11 protein-coding genes are annotated in these 13,557 nt (G+C 36.6%); 5 read left to right on the top strand and 6 right to left on the bottom strand.

Annotated features, from left to right (window positions below; all coding sequences use genetic code 11):
- The first annotated feature begins 63 nt into the window (after positions 1 to 63).
- Positions 64 to 1,314, top strand: a complete 1,251-nt coding sequence (tyrS, locus tag U9M49_RS18380; protein WP_095372248.1) for a tyrosine--tRNA ligase — start codon at positions 64 to 66, stop codon at positions 1,312 to 1,314.
- A gap of 45 nt (positions 1,315 to 1,359) precedes the next feature.
- On the opposite strand, the gene U9M49_RS18375 is transcribed toward tyrS, so the two are convergent.
- The 6 genes from U9M49_RS18375 to U9M49_RS18350 form a co-directional block, all read right to left on the bottom strand.
- Positions 1,360 to 1,869, bottom strand: coding sequence for a glycosyl-4,4'-diaponeurosporenoate acyltransferase (locus U9M49_RS18375; protein WP_095372249.1), 510 nt, complete (start codon positions 1,867 to 1,869; stop codon positions 1,360 to 1,362).
- On the bottom strand, positions 1,866 to 2,999 hold the full coding sequence (locus U9M49_RS18370) for a glycosyltransferase family A protein (protein ID WP_322910349.1): 1,134 nt from the start codon (positions 2,997 to 2,999) through the stop codon (positions 1,866 to 1,868). The genes U9M49_RS18375 and U9M49_RS18370 overlap by 4 nt, the downstream gene beginning before the upstream one ends.
- A 5-nt stretch (positions 3,000 to 3,004) precedes the next feature.
- The gene (locus tag U9M49_RS18365; protein WP_307316789.1) at positions 3,005 to 4,495 is read right to left on the bottom strand and encodes a phytoene desaturase family protein; all 1,491 of its coding nucleotides are present in this window, start codon (positions 4,493 to 4,495) and stop codon (positions 3,005 to 3,007) included.
- A gap of 12 nt (positions 4,496 to 4,507) precedes the next feature.
- Positions 4,508 to 5,371 carry a phytoene/squalene synthase family protein gene (locus U9M49_RS18360; RefSeq protein WP_095372252.1) on the bottom strand — a complete coding sequence of 288 codons (864 nt, stop codon included), beginning with the start codon at positions 5,369 to 5,371 and terminating at the stop codon, positions 4,508 to 4,510.
- A gap of 12 nt (positions 5,372 to 5,383) precedes the next feature.
- Entirely contained in the window at positions 5,384 to 6,910 is a 1,527-nt protein-coding gene (locus U9M49_RS18355) for a phytoene desaturase family protein (RefSeq protein WP_307316794.1), read from the bottom strand.
- Positions 6,911 to 7,198: 288 nt separating this feature from the next.
- On the bottom strand, positions 7,199 to 8,587 hold the full coding sequence (locus U9M49_RS18350) for a sigma-54 interaction domain-containing protein (protein WP_095372254.1): 1,389 nt from the start codon (positions 8,585 to 8,587) through the stop codon (positions 7,199 to 7,201).
- A 213-nt stretch (positions 8,588 to 8,800) separates the two neighbouring features.
- Here U9M49_RS18350 and U9M49_RS18345 point away from each other — a divergent pair, with 213 nt between their 5' ends.
- From U9M49_RS18345 to U9M49_RS18330, 4 genes are all read left to right on the top strand, one after another.
- On the top strand, positions 8,801 to 10,123 hold the full coding sequence (locus U9M49_RS18345; RefSeq protein WP_307316798.1) for an aspartate aminotransferase family protein: 1,323 nt from the start codon (positions 8,801 to 8,803) through the stop codon (positions 10,121 to 10,123).
- Positions 10,120 to 11,556, top strand: a complete 1,437-nt coding sequence (locus U9M49_RS18340) for an aldehyde dehydrogenase family protein (RefSeq protein ID WP_322910348.1) — start codon at positions 10,120 to 10,122, stop codon at positions 11,554 to 11,556. Before U9M49_RS18345 ends, U9M49_RS18340 begins: the two co-directional genes overlap by 4 nt.
- 11 nt (positions 11,557 to 11,567) lie before the next feature.
- Entirely contained in the window at positions 11,568 to 12,959 is a 1,392-nt protein-coding gene (locus U9M49_RS18335; RefSeq protein WP_416337110.1) for an APC family permease, read from the top strand.
- 249 nt (positions 12,960 to 13,208) lie between these two features.
- Positions 13,209 to 13,550: a hypothetical protein gene (locus U9M49_RS18330; protein WP_095372256.1), complete on the top strand. Its 342-nt coding sequence runs from the start codon at positions 13,209 to 13,211 to the stop codon at positions 13,548 to 13,550.
- Positions 13,551 to 13,557: the final 7 nt, after the last annotated feature.

The following is a 13,557-nucleotide window of genomic DNA, read 5'->3' as shown; positions in this document are numbered from 1 at the left end:
GAGCAGGGGCGTATTTTTTTTGGATAAAAATTTATCTTTTATGAAATAAAGGAGGAAAAGTGGATGAATTTATTAGAAGATTTACAGTGGAGAGGCATTATTTATCAACAAACAGATGAAGAGGGGATGAAGGATCTTTTAGAAAAAGAAAAGATTTCCTTATATTGTGGGATGGATCCGACTGGTGATAGTATGCATATTGGTCATTTATTACCCTTCTTAACATTGAGAAGGTTTCAAAATGCTGGGCATCGTCCGATTGTGTTAGTAGGGGGGGCAACTGGGTTAATTGGTGATCCAAAGGCGACAGAAGAAAGAACACTACAAACGATTGAGAAAGTACAAGAAAATGTTGCTTCTTTATCACAGCAATTAGAACGTATTTTTGATTTTGAAGGAGATAATGGAGCGACATTAGTCAATAATTACGACTGGACATCGAGTATGAATATTGTCACTTTCCTCAGGGATTACGGTAAACATATTGGGGTTAACTATATGTTAGCTAAAGATACGATTGCTAAAAGATTAGAATCAGGTATTTCTTTTACGGAATTCACTTATACGATTTTACAAGGGATGGACTTTAAGCATCTTTATGAAAATCATCAATGTAAAATTCAAATTGGCGGCAGTGATCAGTGGGGTAATATTACAACTGGGCTTGAGCTTATCCGTAAAATGGTTGGAGAAGGTGCAAAAGCATACGGTATGACCATTCCGCTTGTGACAAAAGCTGACGGTACGAAGTTTGGAAAAACAGAAGGTGGAGCCATTTGGTTAGATGCCGAAAAAACATCACCTTATGAGTTTTATCAGTTCTGGATTAATACAGCAGATGCAGATGTCATTAAATACTTGAAATACTTCACATTCCTATCACGTGAAGACATCGAAGCTTTGGAAGTAGCTGTCCAAGAAGAGCCTCATTTACGTAAAGCACAAAAGGCATTAGCAGAAGAAATGACGAGACAAATACATGGTGAAGCAGCATTGAACCAAGCGCTGAAAATTACTGAAGCCTTATTCAGTGGACAAATTAAAGAGTTAACCGCTGCGGAAGTAAAGGAAGGGTTTAAGGATGTTCCTTCTTATCAACATACTGGAGAGGGCAATATTGTTGACTTACTTGTAGAGGCTAAAATTTCGCCTTCTAAAAGACAAGCGAGAGAAGACGTAACGAACGGTGCAATCTACATTAACGGTGATCGTATGCAACAGGTTGATTATCAGTTGAGTGAGCAAGATAAAATAGAGGGTCAATTTACAGTTATTCGTCGCGGGAAGAAGAAATATACATTAATTCAATATTAAAATGAAGTAGCCTATTTCTAAAAATTAGAGATAGGCTACTTATCTTTAGTAAACAGTTTTTCTGCATTTTTTTAATGCTATTAAGCGTATTAAGCGTGGCCGATTATAGCGTTGTACGATAATAATAGGTAAATTAAATATTAATGCATAGGCAATCATTACCCAACCTGCCCAAATGGGGTTCCAAATGAAAAATAAACATGCAGGTGGTATGGATAGCCAGTGGGTGAGCTCTGCTCTTCTAGATTCATATAAGAAAACTTCAAGGTCTGACAGAGAAACACCCTGTAAGTTTTGTTTTTCGTATCCTTTAGAAATAATATGCTTACCATCTGGAATTTTATGTTTCCACTGTCTTACCTTAACCAGCCATTGCCAAAGCTCTCCGTTTTTCTCCCATTTTTTTGATTGATAAAGATGAGAATCATTTTTAAACCAACGGAGTGGTAGAGAAGCTAGTAAAAGAGATAAACTGATGTGAATGAAACCCCATGCAAGAATATTAACTGTCAAAAGAGCGAGTGGTGTAAGGGTGAAAATCGGAAAAATATTCATACTTTTACCTTCCTACCACGCCAGTTCACCCTTTTTTTAATTCGCGTTAAATAAAGAGAATATACAAATGTTAGTGTAAAGAAACAAAATAAAAATGGATAAAGGACAATACTCGCTATATGAAAACGACCGATTTTTTGAGACTGCAAAATAAGATGATAGATGTAAAGAAGATAAAATCCTAATGAAATAAGTAATAAGCTAAGACTGCTTTGCCACAGTGACAATAAGATGAATGCAACGGAAGAAAAGGCACCGGCAATCCATAAACTTATTAGTATGGTAATAAAAGAATGAGTAGCCTTTGAAGCTGTAGCAAAGCTTTTAGTCCAACCTTCAATCAAACCTTTGATCCCCTCTGGGTACATACGAAAGCTGATAAGGTCTTTACCGCTAATACAATGGACTGGGAATCCCTCTTTACTAAAATTTCCTCCTAACACAAGATCATCCATAATCGCTTCCCCGACTTTTTGATGCCCGCCTGTCTGTAGATATTCATGTGTATTACATAAGATACACGGACCGAATGCACCTGCAGGTGGTATTTTTTGACGAAAAATGGTAAAGACATTCATGCCTGCAAAAACAATCATATTAAATAGTAAGGATAAGTTTTCATAGGATTTTTTAATACGATGAAAAGGCTGTACAGAGAGAATACCGGTTTTTCCGTATCGTTCATATGTTTGCATTAAATTCTGCAAGCTATCAGGATGTTCAAAGAATGTATCAGCATCAAGGAATAATAAGAAATCACCATTCGCTTCGTTCGCGCCAAGCCAGCAGGCCGCTGACTTTCCTTTCCAATTTTCTCTTAATGTGTTGGTATTTAAAACCTTTGCACCGTAATGCATAGCAATAGAAGCTGTGCTATCTACCGAACCATCATCGATGACAATAATTTCTCTTGGCTGCATAATTTGTTGCTGTAATGAAGTGAGTAAGTTCGGCAATCGTTTCGCTTCATTTCGTGCGGGTATAATGATAGATACCTGTTCTATAAGTGGTGAAACCAGTTTTGTACTTTTTTTTTCAGCAGTGGGAATTTCCCATAACATTAGCTTCCCAGAAAGGAGGCCAAATATAATGAACAAGACAAGTACGGTGAGAATACCGGTCAGAACCATGAATGTTACGCCCTTTCTTTTTCAGCAGTCATTATTTTATCACGCACTTGCATACCGCTAAGTGTGACCATCGGCATACCGCCACCTGGGTTTACGGTTCCGCCTGTGAAAAATAAATTCTTATACTTTTCACTTTGTTTAGGGTGTTTAAAGCCTTTGTTTTTGCTCTTATCAGAAACGGTTCCATAGATAGAACCACGATGAGAGTTGTATTTTTCTTTGATATCTTCAGGCGTCCAAAAATCCTCTGTAACAATGGATTGGCGTAAATTAGTCAATCCCATTTCTTCTAATTTAATGAGTACAGTCGTCCTTAAGTGCAAATAATCCTCTTTTGTGAAGGGCTGATCTTGGATATACGGGATATGTGGCAGCACTTTAAGATTTTCATGGCCAACTGGAGCCTGACTTGGGTCTGTTTTATTGACATTGACTAAATAGATCGTTGGATCATCTGGTAGTTGTTTTTTATGAAATATTTTATTCATCTGCGTCTTTAAATCTCTTGAGAAAAAGAAATTATGATGACGTAATTGTGGGTATTGATTTTTAACACCAAGATGAATCACTAAACCTGAGCTAGAGGGCTCAAACTTTTTTTCAAGTTTATTAATGTAGCCTATGTTTTCATTCAATAAAAATTGATAGGTTGGAATGACTTCCATATTGGAAATATAATAATCAGCCTTTAGGGTGGTACCATCTGCTAGAATGGCTTCTGTGACTTTATTTTTGCTAGTAGATAATTTTGTTACCTCTTGACCGTGGTAAATATGAACACCAATTTCTTGAGCAAGTTTTGTTAAACCTTCTGCAATTTTGTGCATACCACCAGGCACATACCATACCCCTTGCTTATGCTGCATATAAATCATCATATTAAGTATAGCTGGTGCATCATAAGGTGAAGAGCCAACATATTTGATAAAATAAGAGAGCATTCTCTTGAGATGATGATGACTAATATGATGCTCGATGGCATCATACATCGTGGAAAATAAATCAAACCCTCTAAGTGAGCGGATGATTCCGTGATGTTTGATTACTTCTAATGTTGAATCAAGCCCATGCTTATAGTAACCTTCATTAGTCATTTCATATAACCCTTTACAATAATGAAGGAACTGCTCATATTCTTCTATATCCTTGGATGTTAAATCATCATTTTCAGTGAGCATTTGTTCTAAATTTGAGAAGAGATCAAGCATTTTTCCATCTGGAAAGAAAGCACGCCATTGGTGTGCTACTTCCTTTATTGGAATATATTCAGACATCTGTTTGCCACTGCCGTTAAACAATCTTTCAAAAATATGCGGCATGGTTAAAATACTTGGTCCAAGATCAAAACCAAACCCATCTTGCTCAAGCCTATTTAATTTTCCACCGAGGTGAGCATTTTTTTCATATAATGAAACTTGAAAACCGCTCTGTGCTAAGGAAATACTAGTGGACAGTCCGCCGAGTCCACCGCCGATGACAATGGCTGTTCGCTTCATTAATTATCCCCCTTAATTAGCTAAATCCATTCTTGTATTATTTAATATATCCGCCACATCATCATAGATCATCGCATGCTTTTCTTTAAAACAGTTATATTGTTTGTTTCTAATTTGTGCTAAGTAGCTTCTATAAACTCTTGCAGCGGATAATACTTGGAATTGAGAGTCACGATCAAATAGATGATAGCTCGTTTCAAAGCTGTCATATTCGCTTTCAGCCTTTTGGGCAAGTTCCTCCCAAATTGAAATAAATGAAGGGTTAATCACACCTCTTGAAAGTTCTCCAGTTGAATATTGATATTTTACTAGCAAATTTTCTGGGATATATATACGTTGATGATTGCGATAATCTTCACCAATGTCTCGTAAAATATTTGTTAATTGCATAGCATTTCCTAATTTAATAGCTATTGGTCTTAGTTGTTGGTAATGCGTCTTAGCGATAATAGGTAGCAGCATAAGGCCGACAGTTCCGGCTACATGATAACTATACTTCAACAACTCATCTATTGTACGAGGGGCTTTGAAGGAAATATCCATTGCTTGTCCTTCTAATTGTTCAAAAAAAGGTTGAATATTCATTTCATAGCGGTTAAATACATCTCGTAATGCTCTCCATAAAGGTAAATCTAGCTCCTTATTATGTTGAAACAGGACAAGTTCATCGTGAAGTTGCTCCAGACGGGTAACTTTTTCCGCCGTACTGTCATGAAGGTCGACTGCATTATCTGCCATTCTACAAAAAGCATAAATGGCATACACTGCATTCGCTTTTTCCTTCGGTAGATGAGAAAAGGTATAGTAAAAACTATTTGAATAGTTTTGAATGATTTTTTCACAATAATAATAATCGGCTAATAGCTGCTGATTCATTACATACCCCCCTTAAATTTTCTCGTATGCTTTCTCGTCATCTAATATAAGCTCCTCTGAGGCAATTTTTGCTGATAATAATACAATCGGTACGCCTGCGCCAGGATGTGTACTACTACCGGTAAAGTAAAGATTTTCACAATAAGTAGCTTTACTTTGCGGACGTAAGTGATTGCTTTGGGTCAAATTTGGTCTTAATCCAAAACACGCTCCATTATAAGCGTTAAATCGATGTTTGAAATCCATTGGAGTGATATGTGTTTCAGAAATAATGTGTTCTTCAATATCTTCGAATCCAGGCATGGTTGATAATTTTTTCATGACTTGCTCGCGGTAGTGTTGTGAGGTTTCATGCGTCCATTCATCCTTAGCTGTAGAGAGCTCAGAAACAGGAACAAGTATATAGAGACCATCTTTATCTTTAGGTGCCATTGTTTCATCAAGTTTTGAGCCGATATAAACATAAAAAGAGGGGTCATTTAATTGGTTACCTTCGAATATATCGTCAATGTTTCTCTTTAAAGATTGACTAATATAAAAATTATGGACAGTGTCTAGTTGCTCCACTTTTTTATCCAACCCTATATACATGAGAAAGCAGGAACATGAATATTTCATTTGATCAATCTTTTTATCTGTATATTTCTTTCCTTTAGTGCGCTGATCTTGAATGAGATGTTTCATGGCATGAGGAAAGTCTGCGTTGCACATAACATAATCAGAATGGACAACTTGGTTGTTTGCCTGTATACCATATGCTTTGCCATTTTTTATTAAGATCTGTTGCACGTCGCAGTTGTAATTAATTTTACCTCCTAGTTCTAAGAAAAGTTTTTCCATTGATTTTGCCATCGTATGCATTCCACCTTTTATAAACCAGACCCCATAAAGTATTTCAATCATTGGGATAATCGTATATAAAGATGGTCCAGTATAAGGAGAAACCCCAATATATAATGTTTGGAAGCTCAGCATACTTTTTATTTTGTCATTTTTGATGTACTTTCCAATAAATGAATCTGCACTATCTAATGTTCTTAATTTGAGAGCTTGCCTCAATACTTTGGGGTTGTAAAAATCTTTTCCATTCCTAAAAGGTTTTTGTAGAAAGTGTTCTTTGGCAACTAAAAACCGTTTGTATATTTTTTCTAAATAGGTGAGGAATCCTTGGGCATCTTTCTCATCAATATCTTCAAGTGTTTTCATTAATTCAACTAAGTTTGAGGATATTTCATAATGATCTTGAGACTGTTCACTGAAGAAAACAGCGTACATCGGATCGAGTTTTTGCATAGGAATATAATCATTAGGATCTCTTCCGGCAAGTTCAAATATCTCTCTGTATAGTTCGGGCATCATCACGATAGTCGGCCCGAGGTCAAATGTGAAGCCATCTTTTTCGATACGATTCATTTTACCTCCAGGATTACTATCTCTTTCATAAATTTCTACATCATAGCCTGCTTTTTGTAATCGTATCGCACTAGCTAATCCTGCAACACCTGCTCCGATGACTACAACACTTTTTGTCTTTTCCATTGCTTCGCTCCTTTTTTTTCTGTACCTAATGAAAAGGAGAAAGTCTAGAATTTAAGTGACACATATGTCACTTAAGTTAAAAAAAAACCTTTCCTTTTACAATAGATAAATATCCTTAATAGTCTTATTTCAAACCTTTTTTTAAAAATTTATTTATTCTAAGATTTTTTCCCTTTTATCTCATATCATTTTTAATATTTATCTCTTTATCTATATATGTTGCTGAATAAAAAAATAGTAGAAGAAATTGAGTGGACCTGTTTTGTATAGTAAAAAAGCAAATAGAAGCTATAGCTCTCTATTTGCGCGATATTTCTTTAGCTTCCTAGCAGCAGATGCTTGGCTAATTCCTAGTAATTCAGCTACTTTATAGCTTGAGGGATATTGTTTATACGTATGTAAGAGAATATGTTTTTCAATTCTTTCTATTCTCTCTTTTAAGCTTTCATTATTCTTTTGTAGTGGTAAGTCAATAAGGTCTGGTTCGATTTGCTTGTTCTTAAAGAGTGCTTGGGGTAGGTGACTTGGGTAAATAATGACAGAATCAACTGTTAAGACAAGTCTTTCTATTAAATTCTCAAGCTCGCGCACATTTCCTGGCCAATGATACTCTGTTAAGTATTCGTAAGTCTCATTATGAATCTCTTTCTCCATATGATATTTATTGTTCATGATGGACAGATAATGACTTACTAAAAAGATGATGTCTTCTTTCCGTTTTTTTAAAGGGGGAATTTCAATGGGAATTACATTGATACGATAATAAAGGTCAAGGCGGAAATCACCTTTATTGACCATTTCCTCTAATGGGCGATTCGTGGCTGTAATCAGTCTGAAGTGACTCGTTCGCTCTGTATTACTGCCAACTCTTTTAAACTTCTTTTCTACAAGTACTTTTAATAATTTGACCTGTAAGGATAACGACAATTCTCCAATCTCATCTAAAAATAATGTGCCATGATGTGCTTGTTCAATTAACCCTTTTTTTCCATGCTTATGGGCCCCAGTGAAGCTCCCTGGTTCATAGCCAAAAAACTCCGTTTCGAATAAACTTTCTGGAATGGTACTGCAGTTAACCTCAATGAATGGTTCTTTTTTTTCTTTACTTAGTTGATGGATTTTTCTTGCCCACATACTTTTTCCAACACCAGATTCACCTAATAATAAGACGGTTGCGTTTGTATTGGCTACCCGATGAATCGTTCGTTTGATTTCTTCCATTTTTTTGTTACGATATTGGGCATTTTCTTGTTCTCTAAGTGCTTTTACGACCTGCTGATAATTTTGGATTTGTCGCTCTAGCTCTTTATATTGTAAATGAAGTTTATTTATTTCTGTTTGATCTTGAGCATAGCTCACTACGAATTGTATTTGATTGTTATTATCAAATATTGGGTAGGCGGTAGTCATAATGATTTTTCCTGTTAGCGTTTGCTGCATCAGTTCTACTTGTTGTTTCTTTTTTATTACTAGTGCTGTAATTGAAGGGTTAAATACGCCTTTTGCCTCTAATTCATAAACTGTTTTACCTAAGCAATCTTCTTGCCTTACACCATAAACAGACCAATGTTTTGGATTGAAATATAAGATTTCGCCTACGCCATTTGTAATTGTAATATTATTATTGGATGTGAGAACGATTGTTTCTATTAAATGATGAAGTGATGAATTTTCCATATAAAAACTCCTTTGAATATAAACCTCTCTTTAATTATACAATAATTCAAAATATAATTAATAATTAATTTATTAATTAAAAAAGTCCAAAATGAATTATTAAATTCATTAATGATAAAGAAGTTTCTTCATTTAATAAGTTTTATAAATTTGGCATAAGAATTGCATTATAAATAATAATATTCTAAATAATCACATAATGGAGGAATTGACATGACGACATTATTAACCACAGAGTTATCTGAATTAGACAAGAAGCATTTTATCCATCCAACTAGCTCAATTGCCCAGCAACAGGCGGAAGGTCCGAGCCATATATTTACAGAGGGTAAGGGCGTATATTTGACAGATACAAACGGACATAAAGTTATTGATGGTATGTCCTCGCTTTGGAATGTCAATATAGGCCATGGTGTGAAGGAAATGGCTGAAGCAGCTTATGAACAAATGTCTAAACTCGCCTTTACATCTAATTTTAGCACTTTTAGTAATGAGCCAGCGATCCGCTTAGCAGAAAAGTTGTCAAAAATACTACCAGGAGATCTGAATGCTGTCTTTTTTACATCAGGGGGTTCCGAATCAAACGATACGGCATTTAAATTAGCAAGACATTATTGGATATTAAAGGATCAACCAGAGCGCCAAAAAATTATTTCCCGGAAAATGTCGTATCATGGTGTTGCAATGGGGGCTACAAGTGCTACAGGGTTAAAACCGTTTCGTGATTTTACAAATGCTAATGCGCCCCATTTTCACTATGTAAATTCGAGCGTAGAAGAATTCCGTACATTAGTAGAGAAGGAAGGACCTGAGACAATAGCCGCTTTTATTGCTGAGATTGTTCAAGGTGCAGGCGGAGTCAACCTCCCACCAGAAGGCTACTTTAAAGAGATAAGAAAAATATGTGATGAATATGGCATCTTAATGATTATCGATGAAGTCATTACTGGCTTTGGAAGAACAGGAAAATATTTTGCCATTGAACATGAAGAGATTCAACCAGATATGCTTTGTTTTGCCAAAGGTGTAACAAGTGGATATGCCCAATTAGGTGGAGTTGCATTTAATGATCGCCTACACAATGATTTTAAGACTCTCTCAAAGGGCACTCTGTTGCATGGTTATACGTATAGCGGTCATCCAGTGGCTTGTAATGTTGCTTTGAAAAATATTGAAATCATTGAGAGAAATGGTCTTATTGAGAACGCAAAAAAAATGGGAGAGGAATTGTATAAAGGGCTAAAGTACTTAGAAGAAAAACATGAAATCGTGACAAATGCAAGAGGGTTTGGTTTACTTGGTGGCATTGACATTGTCAAAGATAGTCAATCTGGTGAGCGTTTTGCTGAATATTTAAGTCCACTCATTGTGAAGGAAGCTGCGAAGCTAGGGTTGATTTTGCGAACAGTTACGTATGATCATGACTCGATTGTTTTCTCACCGCCGCTCATCATAAACAAAGCAGAAGTAGAGCAGATGGTTAATATCCTTGACCAGGCGATTTCGAATGTAAAGAGAGAGGTGTTAAAAGGTTGAAGATTGATACAAATAAAAAAAAGTATATGCGCTATAACCCTGCTAATACTGATGAATTAATAGGAGAAGTAGAAGAATCATCCCTAGCGGAAGTAGACTTAGCGGCTACTTCTGCTAGGCAAGCCTTTTTAAAATGGAAAAACAAGCCTTCAATTGAACGTGGGGAAATTTTACGAGTAGCTGCAGATCTATTAGAAGCAAATATGGAAGAACTGGCTATACTTGCGACAAAAGAAACAGGAAAGGTTATAAGAGAGACGAGAGGTGAAATAGGAAGAGCAGCAGCGATTCTCCGATATTATGGGCAAGAAGGATGGAGACAAATTGGAGAGCATCTTCCTTCTGCGTTTATTGGAAAAACTCTCTACTCTTCTAGAGTGCCGATTGGACCGATAGCTGTTATTTCTCCATGGAATTTTCCAATCGCCATCCCAATCTGGAAAATGGCCCCAGCATTAGTTTTCGGAAATACAGTTGTTTGGAAACCATCAGAGGAATCAACATTAACAGCAATAAAACTAGCAGAAATTCTGTGGCAAGCAGGGTTACCTAAAGATGTGCTACAAATGGTTAATGGTTCAGGAGCAACGATTGGAGAGGCATTAGTTCGTCATAAAGAAATAACTGCAGTTACATTTACAGGGTCAAACCAAGTAGGCAATCAAATTGCTGTTACTGCTGCATCTCAGCAAAAGAAGTACCAACTTGAGTTAGGCGGGAAAAACCCTGCGATTGTAATGGCTGATTGTGATTTATCTTTTGCTGCGCAATCATGTATAGACGGTGCAATGAAACAATCAGGACAACGCTGTACAGCAACGGGCATCGTTTATGTTGAGGAGGCAGTCTATGATTCTTTTAAAACGATATTGGAGGATACAATCAATGAATTGAAAATAGGAGATCCATTATCAGAGATGACAGATATTGGTCCGGTGGTATCAAAGAGACAATATGAAAAAGTACAATCCTATATCCAAAAAGGATTGGGAGAAGGTGCAGAGCTTGTTTGCGGTAGGAAGTCGCTTGCTGATACATATTGGCAAAATGGTTACTATATTCAACCGACAATTTTTGAAAATGTGAAAGAAAACATGACGATTGTTAAGGAAGAAATCTTTGGCCCAGTTCTTTGTTTAAGGAAAGTAGCGAATTACAAGGAGGCATTAGAAGCAACGAATTCCTCTAAATATGGCCTAAGCGCTTCTATTTTCACGAATAATCTTCACCAAGCATTTCATTTTATTCAACATGCTGAAGCAGGTATGGTTCAAGTCAATGGAGAGACTGGAGGTGCAGAACCCCAAGCACCATTTGGGGGAATGAAGGCATCAAGCTCAGGTAGCAGAGAACAGGGACAAGCAGCAATTGAGTTTTTTACAGAGATAAAAACAGTATCTATACAAACTTTTGAAACATTAGATGGCAATTAAATCTGAAAGGGTTGAATTTTATTAACAAGAATAAAGTCCTGTCTCGATTCGATGTGTTGTTTTTGTCTTTTGGTGCAATGATTGGCTGGGGGTGGGTTGTGCTTTCAGGCAACTGGGTTCATACTGCTGGTTCTGTTGGAGCAACGATTGCCTTTATTGTTGGCGGTATTTTAGTTTCTTTTGTCGGACTTGCTTATGCAGAATTATCATCAGCAATGCCGACAAATGGGGGAACGATGATTTTTGCAGAAAGAGGTATTGGACGTAAGTCTGCTTTTATTGCTGCCTGGGGGTTAGCACTTTGCTATATATCAGTCGTCGCTTTTGAAGCAGTTGCCCTGCCGACCGTTGTAGAATATTTGTTTCCTAATTATAAAGTTGGTTATATGTACACCATCAATGATTATGATGTCTATCTATCCTGGGTTTTAGTAGGAGTCGCAGGTGCCCTATTTGTTACCATTTTTAACTTCTTTGGTGTGAAATCAGCTGCCTTTTTACAGATGGTATTGACGATCGTGATTGCTTTAATTGGTGTCATGCTCATTGCAGGTGCCGGTGTGACTGGAAGCTTAGCAGGTGCTGAACCACTTTTTGTAGGGGGCGTTTCAGGTATTATTGTTGTTCTAGTGATGACTCCATTTATGTTTGTCGGTTTTGACGTTATCCCACAAACGGCTGAGGAAATGAATATACCTCCAAAATCGATTGGACGCCTTTTAATAATGTCAGTTGCCTTTGCTGTTATATTCTATATTGGAGTAGTCATAGCAGTAGGAATAGCAGTAGATAAAACAACTCTTTCGACATCGGTTTTACCAACCGCGGATGCGATGGCAATCATATATGGTTCTGATCATTTTGCCACCATTTTGATTCTTGGAGGAATTGCTGGGATATTGACGAGTTGGAATGCCTTTATTATTGGAGGTAGTCGTATTCTTTGCTCAATGGCAGAGAAGGAAATGATTCCCGCTTGGTTTGGTCGCTTACATCCGAAAAATAAAACGCCAACGAATGCGATTCTGTTTATTGGTGGACTATCAATGTTAGCGCCACTCTTAGGTCGTCCAATGCTTGTATGGTTAGTAGACGCTGGTGGGTTGGCCGTTCTCTTTGCCTATTTAATCGTCTCTATTGCCTTTTTGCAATTACGTAAAAATGAGCCAGATATGCTTCGACCATTCAAAGCAGGGAATTCTAATATTGTCGGGTGGTTAGCGGTTCTATTAAGTATTGGCTTTATTATCCTCTTTTTCCCAGGAATGCCTGCTGCATTAATCTGGCCATATGAATGGGTCATCTTTGCAGGCTGGTGGGTTATAGGTGGTCTATTAATCTATCTTAAACGGGAAACTTATATGAAGAGTAGCAAAGATATATCTAGTTCAAAAACAATGTAACCATTCATTTGTTTACGAATGTAGCAAGAAATTTTTTCAAAGAAGATTTTGCTAGCATATGAGTGATAAAAGTATTTTGCACCCTAACAGGGTGCTTTTTTTTTGTGCCTATTTTCCTATATTCTAGTAAAATTTTTATTAATCATCCGATATTATTATAGTAGACTAATAGTTTGATATAGTCTTATAACTTATTTATGGGTGTAAAGACCTATTTGTGAGTAAAAAATAATAAGGAGTTATAGGAAAATGAAAAAAGCAACGATTCATGTGAATGAAGCAAGTAAAATAGTAAATATGTCTGTAGCAGGGCAGATGACGATGGAGGATGCAAAGCTTTTTGTTGAGGAATATGTGGCAAAAATCGGTCCTATCAATGGTCCGGATTATGACCTTTTTGTTGATTGTACGGAAATGAAGCTTTTATCTCAAGAGCTGTCTGATAATTTGACAGAAGTGATGAAAATGTATAAAGAGACAGGCTTCAAGAAAGTCATCTATACGATTAAGGAAAATGTAGTCCTCAAAATGCAATTGGCAAGAGTGGCGAGAAACGCGGGTCTTTTACAAGCGAGTGTTGAAGAGGCTTAAATAAGTA

Source organism: Cytobacillus sp. OWB-43 (genome assembly GCF_034651445.1).
In the GTDB taxonomy this organism is placed as follows: domain Bacteria; phylum Bacillota; class Bacilli; order Bacillales; family Cytobacillaceae; genus Cytobacillus; species Cytobacillus kochii.
Note: the sequence above shows the minus strand (reverse complement) of the source record. Positions and strands in the feature narration are given on the sequence as shown.

Excerpts from the sequence above, each read along its gene's own strand:
- U9M49_RS18360 (WP_095372252.1), bottom strand. The coding sequence starts at position 5,371 with ATGAATCAGCAGCTATTAGCCGATTATTATTATTGTGAAAAAATCATT.
- U9M49_RS18350 (WP_095372254.1), bottom strand. The coding sequence starts at position 8,587 with ATGGAAAATTCATCACTTCATCATTTAATAGAAACAATCGTTCTCACA.
- U9M49_RS18355 (WP_307316794.1), bottom strand. The coding sequence starts at position 6,910 with ATGGAAAAGACAAAAAGTGTTGTAGTCATCGGAGCAGGTGTTGCAGGA.
- U9M49_RS18365 (WP_307316789.1), bottom strand. The coding sequence starts at position 4,495 with ATGAAGCGAACAGCCATTGTCATCGGCGGTGGACTCGGCGGACTGTCC.
- U9M49_RS18370 (WP_322910349.1), bottom strand. The coding sequence starts at position 2,999 with ATGGTTCTGACCGGTATTCTCACCGTACTTGTCTTGTTCATTATATTT.
- tyrS (WP_095372248.1), top strand. The coding sequence starts at position 64 with ATGAATTTATTAGAAGATTTACAGTGGAGAGGCATTATTTATCAACAA.
- U9M49_RS18375 (WP_095372249.1), bottom strand. The coding sequence starts at position 1,869 with ATGAATATTTTTCCGATTTTCACCCTTACACCACTCGCTCTTTTGACA.
- U9M49_RS18345 (WP_307316798.1), top strand. The coding sequence starts at position 8,801 with ATGACGACATTATTAACCACAGAGTTATCTGAATTAGACAAGAAGCAT.
- U9M49_RS18330 (WP_095372256.1), top strand. The coding sequence starts at position 13,209 with ATGAAAAAAGCAACGATTCATGTGAATGAAGCAAGTAAAATAGTAAAT.